Below are 13,070 nucleotides of genomic sequence, written 5' to 3'. Positions count from 1 at the left end.
ATAAATATGTGGACGTAGCTGATCAAGTAAGTATGGAAGAGTTGGTTCGGAATACTTTTAACGAACATGGTAGACTGGATTATCTGTTCAATAATGCTGGAATTACTATGTATGGTGAATTGTATGATGTTTCAATAGAGGACTGGAAACATATCGTAAATATCAATCTTTGGGGAGTCATACATGGGACACAGATAGGCTACAAGATCATGAAAGAGCAGGGATTCGGTCATATTATAAATACATCTTCAGCTGCAGGAATGGGGCCCTCTCCTCTGACAGCAGCATATGCCGCTACGAAACATGCTGTAATTGGGCTTACAACCTCGTTGCATTATGAGGCAAAAGAACATGGGGTGAAAGTAAGTGTACTCTGTCCCACGTTTGTAGATACGCCCATCTTTTCAAATGCTATAGCTATTAATATGGATAAGCATAAAATGATTCAACAGATGAAAAAGCAAAAGTTAATGACTCCTGAAAAGCTAGCTAAGATTACCATAAATGGTGTTCATCACAATAACCCCATTATTTGTCCGATGCCAATGCGACGAACAATGGATATCTTTTTTTCTTTGTTTCCACTAGCACATAGTAAGCTAATGGACTATGTTTGCAAAGTTGGAAGGAGAGCTCGAATATCATAATGTTAAAGACTTCAAGAAGCCCTTCCTCGTCACGAAGAAGGGCTTTGGGGTTTATAGCTATTAAAGAAGCGGATAATAGGCTTCAAAGCTTGGATGGCAATAAAATGGGGGTCTTGCTCCAATTTTGGGTAGTTCAAAGGGCTTGGAGTTAGAGTTATATTGTACATTTACCTTTGCACTTGAGTAATTCGTGAGTAATGTTTCTGCCCCTTGGTTAAGTATTAACAAATGATTGTTCAACTGCATTCCTCCTTTTAATTAATAATTTATTCTTTTATCGAAAAGTAGGCACAGCACGTAGATTATTATCACCGATACAGGTAAGTTCACATAAAGTAGTTCGAAGATTAAACAAGAAGGGAGATATTATTGTCCGAACAACATGAGCACAATCAAAAGTACCCTATGAATCCAAACTACGGCAAAATAACAAAGTTTCAGGAAGTTCCAATTACGGTACCGGAGCAGCGTCAGTTAAGGCAGCCTGGTCTGGAAAGTCTGATGCATCCAAGGCCAATTATAGAGAATCCTAACTATACAGGAACGGGTAAGTTACTTGGCAAAGCGGTCTTAATAACAGGAGGAGACAGTGGGATGGGAGCGGCTGCAGCTATAGCCTTTGCTAAGGAAGGAGCAGACGTCGCCATTGCTTATCTTGATGAGCACGAAGATGCCTATCGTACAAGAAATAGGATAGAGGAGCTTGGGCAACGTTGTTTACTGTTACCGGGAGATTTGCGAGACAAGGAGCATTGTAAGTATATAGTAGATGCAACTGTTCAAGCTTTTGGGCAGTTAAATGTTTTATGTAATCATGTAGGAATTCAGTTCCAGCAGCTAAGTCTTTTAGATATTACAGATGAGCAATTTGACGATACGTTTAAAGTTAATATTTATTCCCATTTCTACACAACGCGAGCAGCTTTACCACATCTTAAGCCCGGGAGCTCTATTATTAATACTGCTTCAGTCGTTGCATATGAAGGACATAAGCATTTAATGGACTATACGGCTACTAAAGCCGCAAATGTAGGGTTTACTCGCGCCCTTGCAAATAACCTAGTAAGCCAAGGCATTAGAGTCAATGCAATTGCGCCAGGGAGAATATGGACACCGTTGATTCCTGCTAGCTTTTCAGCAGATGAGGTTACACAAGCTGGCAACCCGATGGAACGACAAGGTCAGCCTTTCGAGCTAGCACCTACCTTTGTTTATCTAGCCTCAGATGATTCACGTTTTGTCACTGGTCAAACCCTTCATGTTAATGGCGGGCAAATAACTTCTTCTTAAAAATTTCTATTAAGACCATGTCCTTGTGATTTGGTCTTTTGTGCTTATAAATTTTTCGACTAGCACATTAGTATAGAAATACTAATTTTTCCTTTAATGAGTTTATCATCCATGTGTTTAGGTTATATAGATAAAATGAATGTCGAATTTTGTAATAGTCGTAGGGGCATTCAGTTTTAAAGGAGGTATTTGTTATGAAAAAGAGAATTTTAGGTGTCACTGCTCTTACTCTGTTGCTTGCAGCCTGCTCTGATGAGGAGACGACAGTGAAGGAAAAGGACCAAACTGAAGAAACCAAGCAAGAAGCAGTCGTAGAAGATGAGGAATTTTCACTAGAGGTGACGGATGAAGAATGGCTAGCATTATCTAACCAAAGTAAATGGTGGGAGGAAAATGATTTAGCTGAGCCGGAATTTGGACAAGCTGTAATCGTCCAATTTGATGAGGATACAATCCCTGAAGTAGTTATTCCTTATACACAAGCTAAAGAGGAGCCCCAAGGTTTGCTTATTGGAAAGTACAATGAGGGCGAAGAAAAATGGACTATCTCTCAAAATATACCGGTTGATAATAGCTTGAAAATAGAAATATTAGAAGACAAACTAACTTTCAGTAACGGTACTGAAGTACTTGTTACTCAAGAAAGTGATGATACAAACAAAACATTAGCAACCTATAAATATTCTAAAGAAGAAGAAGTAGTAATTGCTTCAAGAATTGATGTGGATGTGGACCAACCAATTGAAGTGGATACGGAAGAAAATACCATTAACTATTTTGTTGATGGAGAAGAAAAGAAAGAGACGGTAGAAGAGGAGTAAGAATCTTCTACATTCATATTGACAAGACCTAATTATTGCATGGATATAGTACACGAAAAAAAAACAGTCCCTAAGGTTTTTCTAGGGGCTGTTTTTATATGACCTCATTGTAAAGAATTCCCTCTCCGTCCTCTAGCTCTATAACCTTTAAGTAACTCTCATTTTTAACGAACACACTTTTATATATTTTGTTGCCATCAGCGTCTTCAAAGAAAATCACTCGAGTTCCTTCGTTATCAGTCTCAATATTTGCTACATATACTTGCAGGTCAATAACATTATTTAAAATAGGATACTCTGGAAAATCATGGAGGTCTTGATTTTCTTTTGGTAGTTCCTCTTCTAATTCAACGGGAGATACATCTGATACTTCCTCTTCAGTAGCAGAGCAACCAGCTAGTATAACAGATCCCACGATAGCAATTAATAATTTTTTCACTTTGCAGGACTCCTTCATCATTTTTATTTGAAGCGTTTTTCATGGAATAAAAGTTATCCCTTAAATAATTATCCTAAAATACTGAATATATGAAGTCAAATGATAGCTCTTCCCAAACTGTCACCTTTCAAGAAAAATCGTAATAGTATAAGCAGAAAAGAACAATTATGAAGCATCATTTAGGAGAGTGCCTATGCCTGCTATTACAGGAAAACAATATATAGAGCGGATAGATCAGTTGAACTCGGAAATTTGGGTTGACGGAAAAAGAGTAACGGGGAAGATTTCCGAACACCCCGCTTTCAAAGGGGTCATGAAGAGCCAAGCAGCATTATTTGATATGCAGCATGACCCAAAATTAAAAGAAATATTAACCTATTCCTCCCCAACTACAGGAGAGTCTGTGGGCGTGTCTTTTTTAGAGCCAAAAACAAAAGAAGATTTGGCTAAAAGAAGGTTGATGGTTCAGGAATGGGCTCGAGCGACCAATGGTCTAATGGGAAGAAGTCCAGATTATATGAATACAACTTTAATGGCTTATGCGTCTTCCGCAAAATTACTGGAAGGCAAAAATAGCTCTTTCCCTCAGTATCTCCAATCCTATTTTGAATATGTACGAGAAAATGATTTAACTTTAACTCACAGTTTTATTGAACCACAGGTAAATCGAACTTACTATTATTTAGAAGATGAAAAAGAACCAATTGCAGCTAAGGTCATCGGTGAAAATGAGGAAGGAATTATTATTAAGGGTGCACGTCTGCTTGCAACGCAAGGAGGTATGACGGATGAAATATTAGTATATTCCATTGGACCAATATTAGATGAAGGGAAAGGGTACTTCTTCTCTATCCCAAGTAACACGAAGGGCGTAAAATTTATATGTCGGGAGTCATTAGTTGGAGGAGATTCTTCCTTTAATTATCCGCTGAGCTCCAAATATGATGAAATGGATACCATTGTGGTTTTTGATGATGCAGTAGTCCCGTGGGACCGTGTATTTATTTATGATGACCCATTGACGGCCAATGATTTTATGATTAGCAGCTCCTTCCAATCGTTCACCCTACACCAGGTAATATCTAGACAGATTGTTAAAACTGAACTTGTCTTAGGAATTGTCCAGTCAATTATTAAAACTATTAATATAGAAGAATATCAGCATGTTCAGGAAAAGGCGGCAGAGGTAATTGTAGCATTAGAATCTTTAAAAGCGTTATTATTGAAATCAGAAATAGATGCGAAAGTAAATCGATTTGGTTTAATGGAGCCAGATAGAGCTACATTGCACGCTGCTATCACAGTTTATCCGAAGGTATACCCAAGACTAGTGGAAATCATACAGCTATTGGGTGCTAGTGGCCTCATGACCATTCCGACAGAAAATGATTTTAACTCACCGATTAGAAAGGACCTCGATCAATACTTGCAGGCAAAGGCAGCCCCAGCTGAAGAACGTGTAAAGCTATTCCGCCTTGCTTGGGATCTTACGATGAGCCCCTTCGGAACAAGACAAACCCACTATGAACGCTTTTTCTTTGGAGATCCAATCCGAGTAGCCAGCCAGCTCTACTTTGCCTATGATAAAGAGCCTTACGTTCAACGTATAAAAGATATATTGAAGTGATAGGGGAATGAATCTAGAAACAGACTTGTAGTAATACCGAACAAAAAGAGAATCGGTCGGTTATGGTGCATAATCGGTCGGTCGCCGCGAATAATCGGTCGGTTCCACTCACTCATCACATAAAGAGAAAAGGCAAGGATGCTTATTTCTGCATCCTTGCCTTTTCTCTTTATTTCTTTCTTCTAATAAGCGATGAGTTAACCTCGTTCATCGATGCACAACCAGATAACGCTAAAGTAACGTCAATATCGTTAATCATATTACGTAGGACGTGCTCAACCCCATGCTCACCTGCAACGGATAAACCATAGATGAAAGGTCTGCCAAGTAAAACTACATCTGCCCCAAGAGCTTTTGCTTTAATGACATCAGAGCCACGTCTGATACCACTATCTAATAGCACTGGAATATTCCCCTGAATGACTTCCGCGATGGACGGGAGTGCCTCTAAGGATGAAATACACCCATCCAGCTGTCTGCCTCCATGATTGGAGACTATAATTCCATCGACTCCATGGAGTAAAGCTTTTCTTGCATCCTCCTCATGAAGTATACCTTTCAGTAAAATAGGAAGCTTCGTGTGCTCCTTGATGGTTTTAAGGTTTTCCCAGGTTAATGAAGGATTAAAGATAATATCAACAATACTTTTGATGACCTCCGGATCGTCAGCGGAAGGGGGGTTAGTAAATCGACCCTGAAAGACAGGGTCGTATAAGTAGTTAGCAGCCCCTTTTCCCAGTTTTAAAGGAGAATAGCGATTGTTTAAATCACGCTCCCTATTTCCAAGAAGAGAGGTGTCAATCGTAATGACGATAGCAGAATATCCAGCTTTTTCTGCTCGACGAACCATACTTATCGCCATTTCCTCATCATTGGACCAATACAACTGATACCAGCGTGGTGTGTCACCTAGATTAGCGGCAATTTCCTCTAAAGGATAAGAGGATAATGTACTAGCTATAAAAGGGACTCCACATGCTGCAGCAGCACGTGCGGAAGCCAGTTCACCTTCAGGATGGAAAATACTTTGAACCCCGATTGGTGCAAGTGCAAATGAGGAAGGGAAGGTAGTTCCCAGCAAAGTAGTGGAGGTGTCTCGACTGCTCACATCATTTAAATATTGAGGGACGATACACCAATCCTCAAAGGCAGCCTCATTGGCGCGAAGGGTGCTTTCATTACCAGCACCACTATGGACGTATGTAAACGGTCCTGTTTCAATAGATTTAGAGGCCAATTCTTCTAAAAGAGAAATTGAATGTGGTAACTCCAGCTGTGAAATAGAACGGGTCATATAAGCTCCTCCTTAAATACTAACTCGTTTTCTTACCTAAATATGCCTCAACAACTCTTGGGTCTTCCAGTAAGCTATCTGCTTCTCCGTTAATAATGATTTTTCCGGTTTCCATGACATAGCCATAATCCGCAACCTTCAGTGCTTGCTTTGCATTTTGTTCCACCAATAATACAGTAGTACCGCTGGCTTTAATTTCGCGAATCATTTTAAAGATATCGGCAACTATTAATGGTGCTAGCCCCATAGAAGGTTCATCTAGCAATAGTAACTTCGGTTTGGATAGCAGTGCTCTTGCGATGGCAAGCATTTGCTGCTGCCCACCGGATAAGGTACCGCCTAACTGGTCCTCCCGTTCTTTTAAAATAGGGAACTGTTCCATCACATTTTCCAAATCTTTTTTTATATCCTTATCATTCCTGTGATAAGCGCCCATTTCCAGGTTCTCTAGAACGGTCATGCTAGAAAGGATAGCCCTTCCCTCAGGGACAAGGGCAATACCTTTTCTGACAAGCTGGTCAGGTCTCATGCCAGTAATGTTCTCACCTAAAAACTCAACAGTTCCTTTCTGAGGCTTTAGTAGGCCTGTAATTGTTTTCATCGTTGTAGTTTTCCCGGCACCGTTTGCACCGAGGAGGGTGACGACCTGACCCTGCTCTACTACAAGGTTTACATTTTTAAGAGCTTGTATTTTTCCATAAAATGTTTCAATTCCTGTTACCTTAAGCAATTTCTTCATCCTCCTCTGATCCGAGGTAAGCTTCTATTACATCCTGATTATTTTGAATTTCAGTAGGAGTACCTTCAGCAAGTTTCTTCCCAAAATTTAAAACTGCAATTCTGTCGCAAAGCTTCATCACGAAAGGCATGTCGTGCTCAATCAGTAAAACTGTTACTCCACGCTTTTGAACTTTTTTTATCAACTCAAATAGGTTCTCTGTTTCTGTTTCATTCATACCAGCTGCAGGCTCATCTAATAATAATAGCTTTGGATTACTTGCCAGGGCACGGGCTATTTCTAATCTTCGCTGTTGGCCGTAAGCTAAGTTCTCTGCAATCGTTTCCTCGTATGGGGAAAGACCCACTAACTCTAACAGCTCCAAAGCCGCCTCGTAGTTACCTTTCTCTTCTTGCTTTTGTGACTTTGTTCTAAGTACACTTTTTAAAACACCGGATTTATTTCGACAATGGGCACCTACCAATACATTTTCCAAGACGGACATTTGAGAAAACAATCTAATGTTTTGAAACGTACGACAGATTCCCTTATCTGTGATTTTATGAGGCTTCATACCTGAAATATTTTTCCCTAAAAATAAGATTTCTCCAGAGGTAGGGGCGAACATATTAGTTATTATATTGAACATGGTAGTTTTACCAGCCCCATTAGGTCCGATTAATCCGAAAATTTCTCCTTCGTTGATTTGGAATGAGACGTCCGTTAAGGCTGAGATTCCACCAAAGTTTTTAGTTATATTTTTTAACTCTAATACCATTGGAATCCCTCCTTTTAAATGTAAATGTTCGTTTTAGCCAATTCAATACGGGAACATCTATAATTCCTTGTGGGCGGAAAGCCATCAATACAATTAGAATAATCCCGTAAATCATATATCGATATTCACTAATAAATCGTAATGCCTCTGGAAGTAGTGTCATAAAGGTTGCTCCGAATATTGCTCCCCATATAACCTCGCTTCCACCAAAAATGGAGAAGATTAAAATATCAATGGCACGGTGATAAGCAAAATCTGCAGGACTGATATAAGCTAAGACATGTGCGTAAAGAGCACCAGCAAAACCAGCCAAAATTGCGCCTTGTGTAAAGGACAATACTTTGTAATAAGTGATATTAATACCCATTGCTTCTGCTGCTTTTTCATCCATTTTAATGGCAGCGTAAGCTCTACCGACACGTGACTTGTTCTGTCTGATAAAAAACCAAACAATAAATATAGTAATGATCAATAAAACAAGTACTACTAATAAATAAATAGCTTGATTGTTTTTAAGTCCAAGCATATCGGGATCAAATCCTAAATCTCTTAAAAATTGAAACAGCTCTCTACCAAGATGAGGTATACCAGACAAGCCAATCGAGCCTTTGGTCACTGAGTCCCAGTTCACAAAAATTACTCGAAGTACTTCTCCAAAACCGAGTGTTGCAATAGCTAGATAAACTCCACTCAATCTTAATGCAGGAATACCAATTAAAATTCCGAATGCCCCTGCAACTATTGCCCCCAAAACAATACTCAAATACAGAGGGACCTCAAAGTTGATAGTTAGGAGTGCAGAAGTATAGGCTCCGATACCCATGAAACCTGCATTTCCTAAAGATAATTGGCCGGAGGAAAGCGTTATGTAAATGCTTATCCCTAAGATAATATTGATAAGAATAAAAGAGATAATCTGTAAATAGTATGGATTTAAAATTTCTCCTAGCATATGATCATCACCTTCCTACCTCAGCAGTTTTCTTGCCGAAAATACCCTGTGGACGTATGAGAAGGATAAAGATAATAGCGACGAAGGCAACGGCATCTCTATAACCAGAATCTCCGTAGGCAACAATCATTGTTTCAGAAAGACCAAGGAGTAATCCTCCAACCATCGCACCTTTTACATTTCCCATGCCGCCTAATATGATAATGGCTAAGCCTTTTAAGCCCATGGACAAGCCCATCTGAGGATTAACGGAGTTAAAGGCCATACCTACTAGAATTCCTGCTATTCCACCAAGGGCAGAGGCAAGTATGACAGTCGTTGTAATAGTACGTTTCGTATTTACACCCAGTAGACTAGCGGTCTCTAAGTTTTCGGCAGTAGCGCGCAGAGCCTTTCCAGCTTTCGTTTTAGAGAGCCAATACGAAAGTACGATCATAAGGGTAATAGAAATCGCAAAGATTAAAATCTGTACTAAATAAATAGTGATTGAACCAACTTGGATTTGAATTTGTGCAAAAGAATGTCGAAACGGATGATTACCGGCTCCAAACAAATGATGTGAAAGGTTCTCCAACAAGATGGAAACCCCAATAGTGCTGATTAAAGGGGCAAGATGTGAAACACCCTGTTTCCCTCGAAGAGGCCGAAGTGCAATCTTTTCTAACAAATATCCCAAGATAGCGGTAACGATTACTGCAGAGAGAAATGCTACCCAAAGTGGTAATCCTAATACACTAGTTACCAACACCCCTATAAAAGCACCTATCATGAAAATTTCTCCATGAGCCATGTTAATAATGCCGAGTACACCAAAGACAAGTGTAAATCCAAGGGCAACAATAGCATAAATGCTTCCTAGTGTTATACCGTTAATAATTTGTTCTAAAAGCATGAAAGCTCACCCTTTCAAAATAAGGTAAGGGCTATTCACCCTTACCATCATCATTAGATTTTTTTTACTTACTCAAATAATTTAAATTGCCCATCCTGAATAATTAGTACAGTAGGGTCCATGATTACATCGCCTTCTTCGTCAAAAGAAATCTTCCCAAGAATACCTTCTAAATCTTTGATTTCAGCTAGAGCATCGCGGAGTGCATCTCGATCTGCTTCCCCAGCATTTTTTAGTGCCTCTGCGTAAATATAAAGAGCATCATAGGCCTGTGCAGCGAATTGGTCTGGCTTGTGCCCGTACGCTGTCTCATATTTCTCTACAAAAGCCTTCACTTTTTCATCAGGTTTATCAGCAAACCAAGGAGTTGCAACGATTAGTCCGTCAGATGCTTCCCCAGCAATCTCAATTACCTGAGGTGAGTTGAAACCATTCCCTCCTACAAAAGGAACATCAATGCCCATTTTTCTCGCTTGATCCATGATTACTGCACCCTCATTGTATAGTGCGGAAGCCAAGATTAGATCTGGCTGAAGATCTTTAATCTTAGTAAGCTGTGCATTATAATCAGACTGTCCTTTTTGGAACGTCTCGATTGTTAATATTTCTAGTCCCATATTTTCAGCTTCAGCCTTCATCGTATCGAATCCAGATTGAGTGAATAAGTCATCGTTCCCATATAAAATGGCTACTTTTTTAGCGCCGTATTTATCTACTGCCTTTTCTAGGGCAGCTGGTATAGCCAGCGATTCTGGTATAGAGTTACGGAATACATAGTCCCCAATTTGAGGGATGCCAGCTGCTGTAGTGGAAGTCCCCATGATTGGGATCCCATTAAGGTCAGCCTCAGGGCCAACAACGTTCATTTCCGTACTTAACGTCGGTCCAATAAGGGCAACAATGTCATCCTGACTCATTAATTTTTGGCCAACAGATAATGCCTGCTCTTGTTTTCCGACAGAATCCTCGATGACAAGCTCAATCTTTACGTCGCCCTTTTCATTAATTTCTTCTAAAGCTAGCTTTAATCCATTTGTAATCGCTTCCCCATAAGCCGCGCCTGGACCTGTCATGTAAGAAATAACTCCTATTTTGGCGGAAATCGTGCCATTAGCGTCTTTACTGCTTTCTCCATTTGAAGACTCCCCAGCTCCACAAGCTGCTAGGAAAACTAACATCGTAACGGTAAGAATAATTGATAACTTTTTAAAAACATTTCCCATACCCCAAACCCCCTGAAAAAGATTTATAAAACATATATCTATATTAAAACTATTAACTCTATAATGTAAAGTTAATATTTTGAATAATTCAAATAATAAAATAATAATATATTGATATACGAAATCTAGAACTTGTCATGTAAATATAGGTTTCAAAGAAAAGATTAATAAGATTAAATTATTTAAAAATAAAGCTATAAGAGATAATTACGTATAAAACTAGTAGGGTGTATCTTACATAAATTCAACTTTTCTTCCGATTGTGCGGTCCTAAAAGATGATGATTGACCTAAACGCTTTTATTTACAAAGATAGCTTCTTCGTGAGTCTTTTATCATAATGAGACTGAAAATTTAATTACTTTAGAATTATTTGTTGTTTATAACAGAGCTCTGACTTTACCTCTATATACAAAAATGGAATATTATAACTAATATTAAATTTTTTAAGGTGGAGTTTTATGTTCATAGGCAAGCAAACAGGGGATGGATGTAAGGTCGTTAGAAGAGCTAAGAGGAAAAGCATACTATGAAAATATTAGATGTAGACTTATTAGAAAATGGCCTTCAGCGGATAGGGAATCAACAGGAGAGATTAAGAACTGAAATGACTGCTATACAGCAATCTATCGAGGCATTAATAGCTATGGACGAAGTACTAAAAGGAAAAGGAGGTACAGCGATTAAGTCCTTTTATGAAGAGTGTCATCTCCCTCTTCATCAAACCTTTCAATTGTTTTCTCAACATTTTTCAGAAACCTTAGTGAATATAAATAATGCTTTAGAATCACTGGAGTCAAGCACAGAGGGTTATATAGCGGAATCCTATTTGGAGGGCGAAATAGATACAGGGCTTACGAGTATCTCTCAACTCACTAGTGACTTAACTAACCAATCAAATGATATTATGAACCAAGTTAGCGATATTGTACCCCTTCCTCACTTAGATGATAGTCTGGTGCAAGAAGGAGTAAGCAATGCAAGAAAAAATAAAGATGAAACGATAGACAAGCTTCAGGAATTTGATACCTCTCAAAAAAATGCTTTATCCTCTATAGAGGAAGGTATTAATTTGATGAATCAATGGGTTTCTATGATTGAATCATTATTTTTATCCGGACGTACGGATATTAGATTTGAGACGAACGAATGGAAAGCGTTAACGTTGAACAGTGAATTAAAAGATATAGTAGATTTGAAGACATATCCAATGATTACTTGTACTTCAGGAGACAACGTAGACGAATTAATAGGGACGGAGATTGATCCGGAGATACTGAGCATTATGGAAAATGGTAGAATTAAATCAGTTGAAGGGGAACTGGATGAAACTATGTTGTTTGTCAGGTATCATGCTTATGACAATGGACTTATCGTAAAAGAGTTTCAAGAAATCGATTCCGATCAAATTCAATATGAAATAGTATCCAAGATAGAGGAAGCACAGGAGTCAGAGGATAAAAACGGTTTTGAAATGGTCGCTGATTTTCTGATTATGGATGATATCAGAACATTAACAGATCCAAATGCATCCTTTTTAGATAAAGGAATAGCTGCCGCCTCTGTTATCCCTATTCCTGTTGGAAAACTTGTAAAAGGCGGTTCGGCAGCAGTCAAAGCTATAGACAACGCTGCTGATGCTTCAAAGGCGGCAGATAAGGTTAGAGATGCTTCTAGAATATTAGATGAGTTACCTCCTATAGAAAATGGACCATATATAAAAAATGGAAAACCACGTGGAAGACCACAATTATCAGGTGACAAAAAAACAGAATTTGAACAGAAGGTATATGACAACAATGTTGGGCCTGATGGCATTTTACGTGATCCAAATACAATGGAGGTCCTGGACTGGAAGCCTGGTCAACCAAGAAGAGGTGTAGTAGACTTTGGACATCGACAAGGCTATGAATATCATCCGATGTTTGAAAAATATAGGAATCGTGAAATAACTTTAGAAGAGTTGAAAGAGTTCCAATTTAATCCCGAAAACTTTAGGATAGAAAGTCCTGGAGCAAATAGGAGTCGTAAATTTGAAGGGAAATGATAAGGATATGAAAATAACAAATGTGTTTGATGCAGTACTAAAAGGAACCTTTGAGGAATTTAAAAGTTTCTATAATGGAGAAGTAAATCAGATAAATACACATAGTAAGTTAAATTTATTGTCTACTGCAATGCTTAATTATGAGAAACCCGATGATAAGCTAGCGATTATTCAGTACCTATTAGAAAATGGCGTAGATATTTCTTTTACAGACGCTCTATATAAAAGGAATGCTCTACATACTTTCTTTTTTAACGTCATGAAAGGCCCACAAGAATACATGGAACAAGTTGTGAGACTGCTAGTGGAAAACGGTATAGAAGTAAACGGTTTAGATAAGTTC

Annotated in this window: 13 protein-coding genes and 1 pseudogene; 6 read left to right on the top strand and 8 right to left on the bottom strand. The window is 38.7% G+C overall.

What is annotated here, in order from left to right; genetic code table 11:
- Window positions 1-647: SDR family NAD(P)-dependent oxidoreductase (locus AC06OU_RS11385; RefSeq protein WP_475855873.1), on the top strand; the 647-nt coding region annotated here is incomplete at its 5' end.
- Window positions 648-707: 60 nt separating this feature from the next.
- Here the strand turns inward: AC06OU_RS11385 and AC06OU_RS11380 are convergent.
- A complete protein-coding gene (locus AC06OU_RS11380) occupies window positions 708-887 on the bottom strand; it encodes a hypothetical protein (RefSeq protein WP_475855871.1) in 180 nt (59 codons plus the stop codon).
- A 165-nt stretch (window positions 888-1,052) separates the two neighbouring features.
- Between AC06OU_RS11380 and AC06OU_RS11375 the strand changes: the two genes are divergently transcribed.
- Both AC06OU_RS11375 and AC06OU_RS11370 read left to right on the top strand, forming a co-directional pair.
- The gene (locus tag AC06OU_RS11375) at window positions 1,053-1,937 is read left to right on the top strand and encodes an SDR family oxidoreductase (RefSeq protein WP_475855875.1); all 885 of its coding nucleotides are present in this window, start codon (window positions 1,053-1,055) and stop codon (window positions 1,935-1,937) included.
- Window positions 1,938-2,131: 194 nt separating this feature from the next.
- Window positions 2,132-2,758 carry a hypothetical protein gene (locus AC06OU_RS11370; protein ID WP_475855869.1) on the top strand — a complete coding sequence of 209 codons (627 nt, stop codon included), beginning with the start codon at window positions 2,132-2,134 and terminating at the stop codon, window positions 2,756-2,758.
- A 94-nt stretch (window positions 2,759-2,852) separates the two neighbouring features.
- On the opposite strand, the gene AC06OU_RS11365 is transcribed toward AC06OU_RS11370, so the two are convergent.
- A complete protein-coding gene (locus AC06OU_RS11365) occupies window positions 2,853-3,197 on the bottom strand; it encodes a hypothetical protein (RefSeq protein ID WP_475855867.1) in 345 nt (114 codons plus the stop codon).
- Window positions 3,198-3,390: 193 nt separating this feature from the next.
- Between AC06OU_RS11365 and hpaB the strand changes: the two genes are divergently transcribed.
- Window positions 3,391-4,824, top strand: coding sequence for a 4-hydroxyphenylacetate 3-monooxygenase, oxygenase component (gene hpaB / locus AC06OU_RS11360; protein ID WP_475855865.1), 1,434 nt, complete (start codon window positions 3,391-3,393; stop codon window positions 4,822-4,824).
- A gap of 169 nt (window positions 4,825-4,993) precedes the next feature.
- Here the strand turns inward: hpaB and AC06OU_RS11355 are convergent, their stop codons facing one another.
- From AC06OU_RS11355 to AC06OU_RS11330, 6 genes are all read right to left on the bottom strand, one after another.
- Window positions 4,994-6,118, bottom strand: a complete 1,125-nt coding sequence (locus AC06OU_RS11355; protein ID WP_475855863.1) for an alpha-hydroxy-acid oxidizing protein — start codon at window positions 6,116-6,118, stop codon at window positions 4,994-4,996.
- A gap of 19 nt (window positions 6,119-6,137) precedes the next feature.
- Window positions 6,138-6,848 (bottom strand): ABC transporter ATP-binding protein, encoded by a 711-nt coding sequence (locus AC06OU_RS11350; protein WP_340886962.1) that lies wholly within the window; start codon window positions 6,846-6,848, stop codon window positions 6,138-6,140.
- Complete coding sequence (locus AC06OU_RS11345) at window positions 6,841-7,614, bottom strand: ABC transporter ATP-binding protein (protein WP_169360080.1); 774 nt, start codon at window positions 7,612-7,614, stop codon at window positions 6,841-6,843. The genes AC06OU_RS11350 and AC06OU_RS11345 overlap by 8 nt, the downstream gene beginning before the upstream one ends.
- The gene (locus AC06OU_RS11340; protein WP_475855861.1) at window positions 7,586-8,566 is read right to left on the bottom strand and encodes a branched-chain amino acid ABC transporter permease; all 981 of its coding nucleotides are present in this window, start codon (window positions 8,564-8,566) and stop codon (window positions 7,586-7,588) included. Before AC06OU_RS11340 ends, AC06OU_RS11345 begins: the two co-directional genes overlap by 29 nt.
- Before the next feature lie 7 nt (window positions 8,567-8,573).
- Window positions 8,574-9,458: a branched-chain amino acid ABC transporter permease gene (locus AC06OU_RS11335; RefSeq protein ID WP_169360078.1), complete on the bottom strand. Its 885-nt coding sequence runs from the start codon at window positions 9,456-9,458 to the stop codon at window positions 8,574-8,576.
- A 68-nt stretch (window positions 9,459-9,526) separates the two neighbouring features.
- On the bottom strand, window positions 9,527-10,681 hold the full coding sequence (locus AC06OU_RS11330) for an ABC transporter substrate-binding protein (protein ID WP_475855859.1): 1,155 nt from the start codon (window positions 10,679-10,681) through the stop codon (window positions 9,527-9,529).
- 528 nt (window positions 10,682-11,209) lie between these two features.
- Between AC06OU_RS11330 and AC06OU_RS11325 the strand changes: the two genes are divergently transcribed.
- Window positions 11,210-12,727, top strand: coding sequence for a T7SS effector LXG polymorphic toxin (locus tag AC06OU_RS11325; protein WP_475855857.1), 1,518 nt, complete (start codon window positions 11,210-11,212; stop codon window positions 12,725-12,727).
- A pseudogene (locus tag AC06OU_RS11320) lies at window positions 12,714-13,070 on the top strand (ankyrin repeat domain-containing protein); the annotation flags it as partial. The gene AC06OU_RS11325 and the pseudogene AC06OU_RS11320, both read left to right, overlap by 14 nt.

This window comes from Psychrobacillus sp., assembly GCF_056205495.1.
The sequence above is the reverse complement of the archived record's forward strand: the minus strand, read 5'-3'. Positions and strand labels throughout refer to the sequence as shown.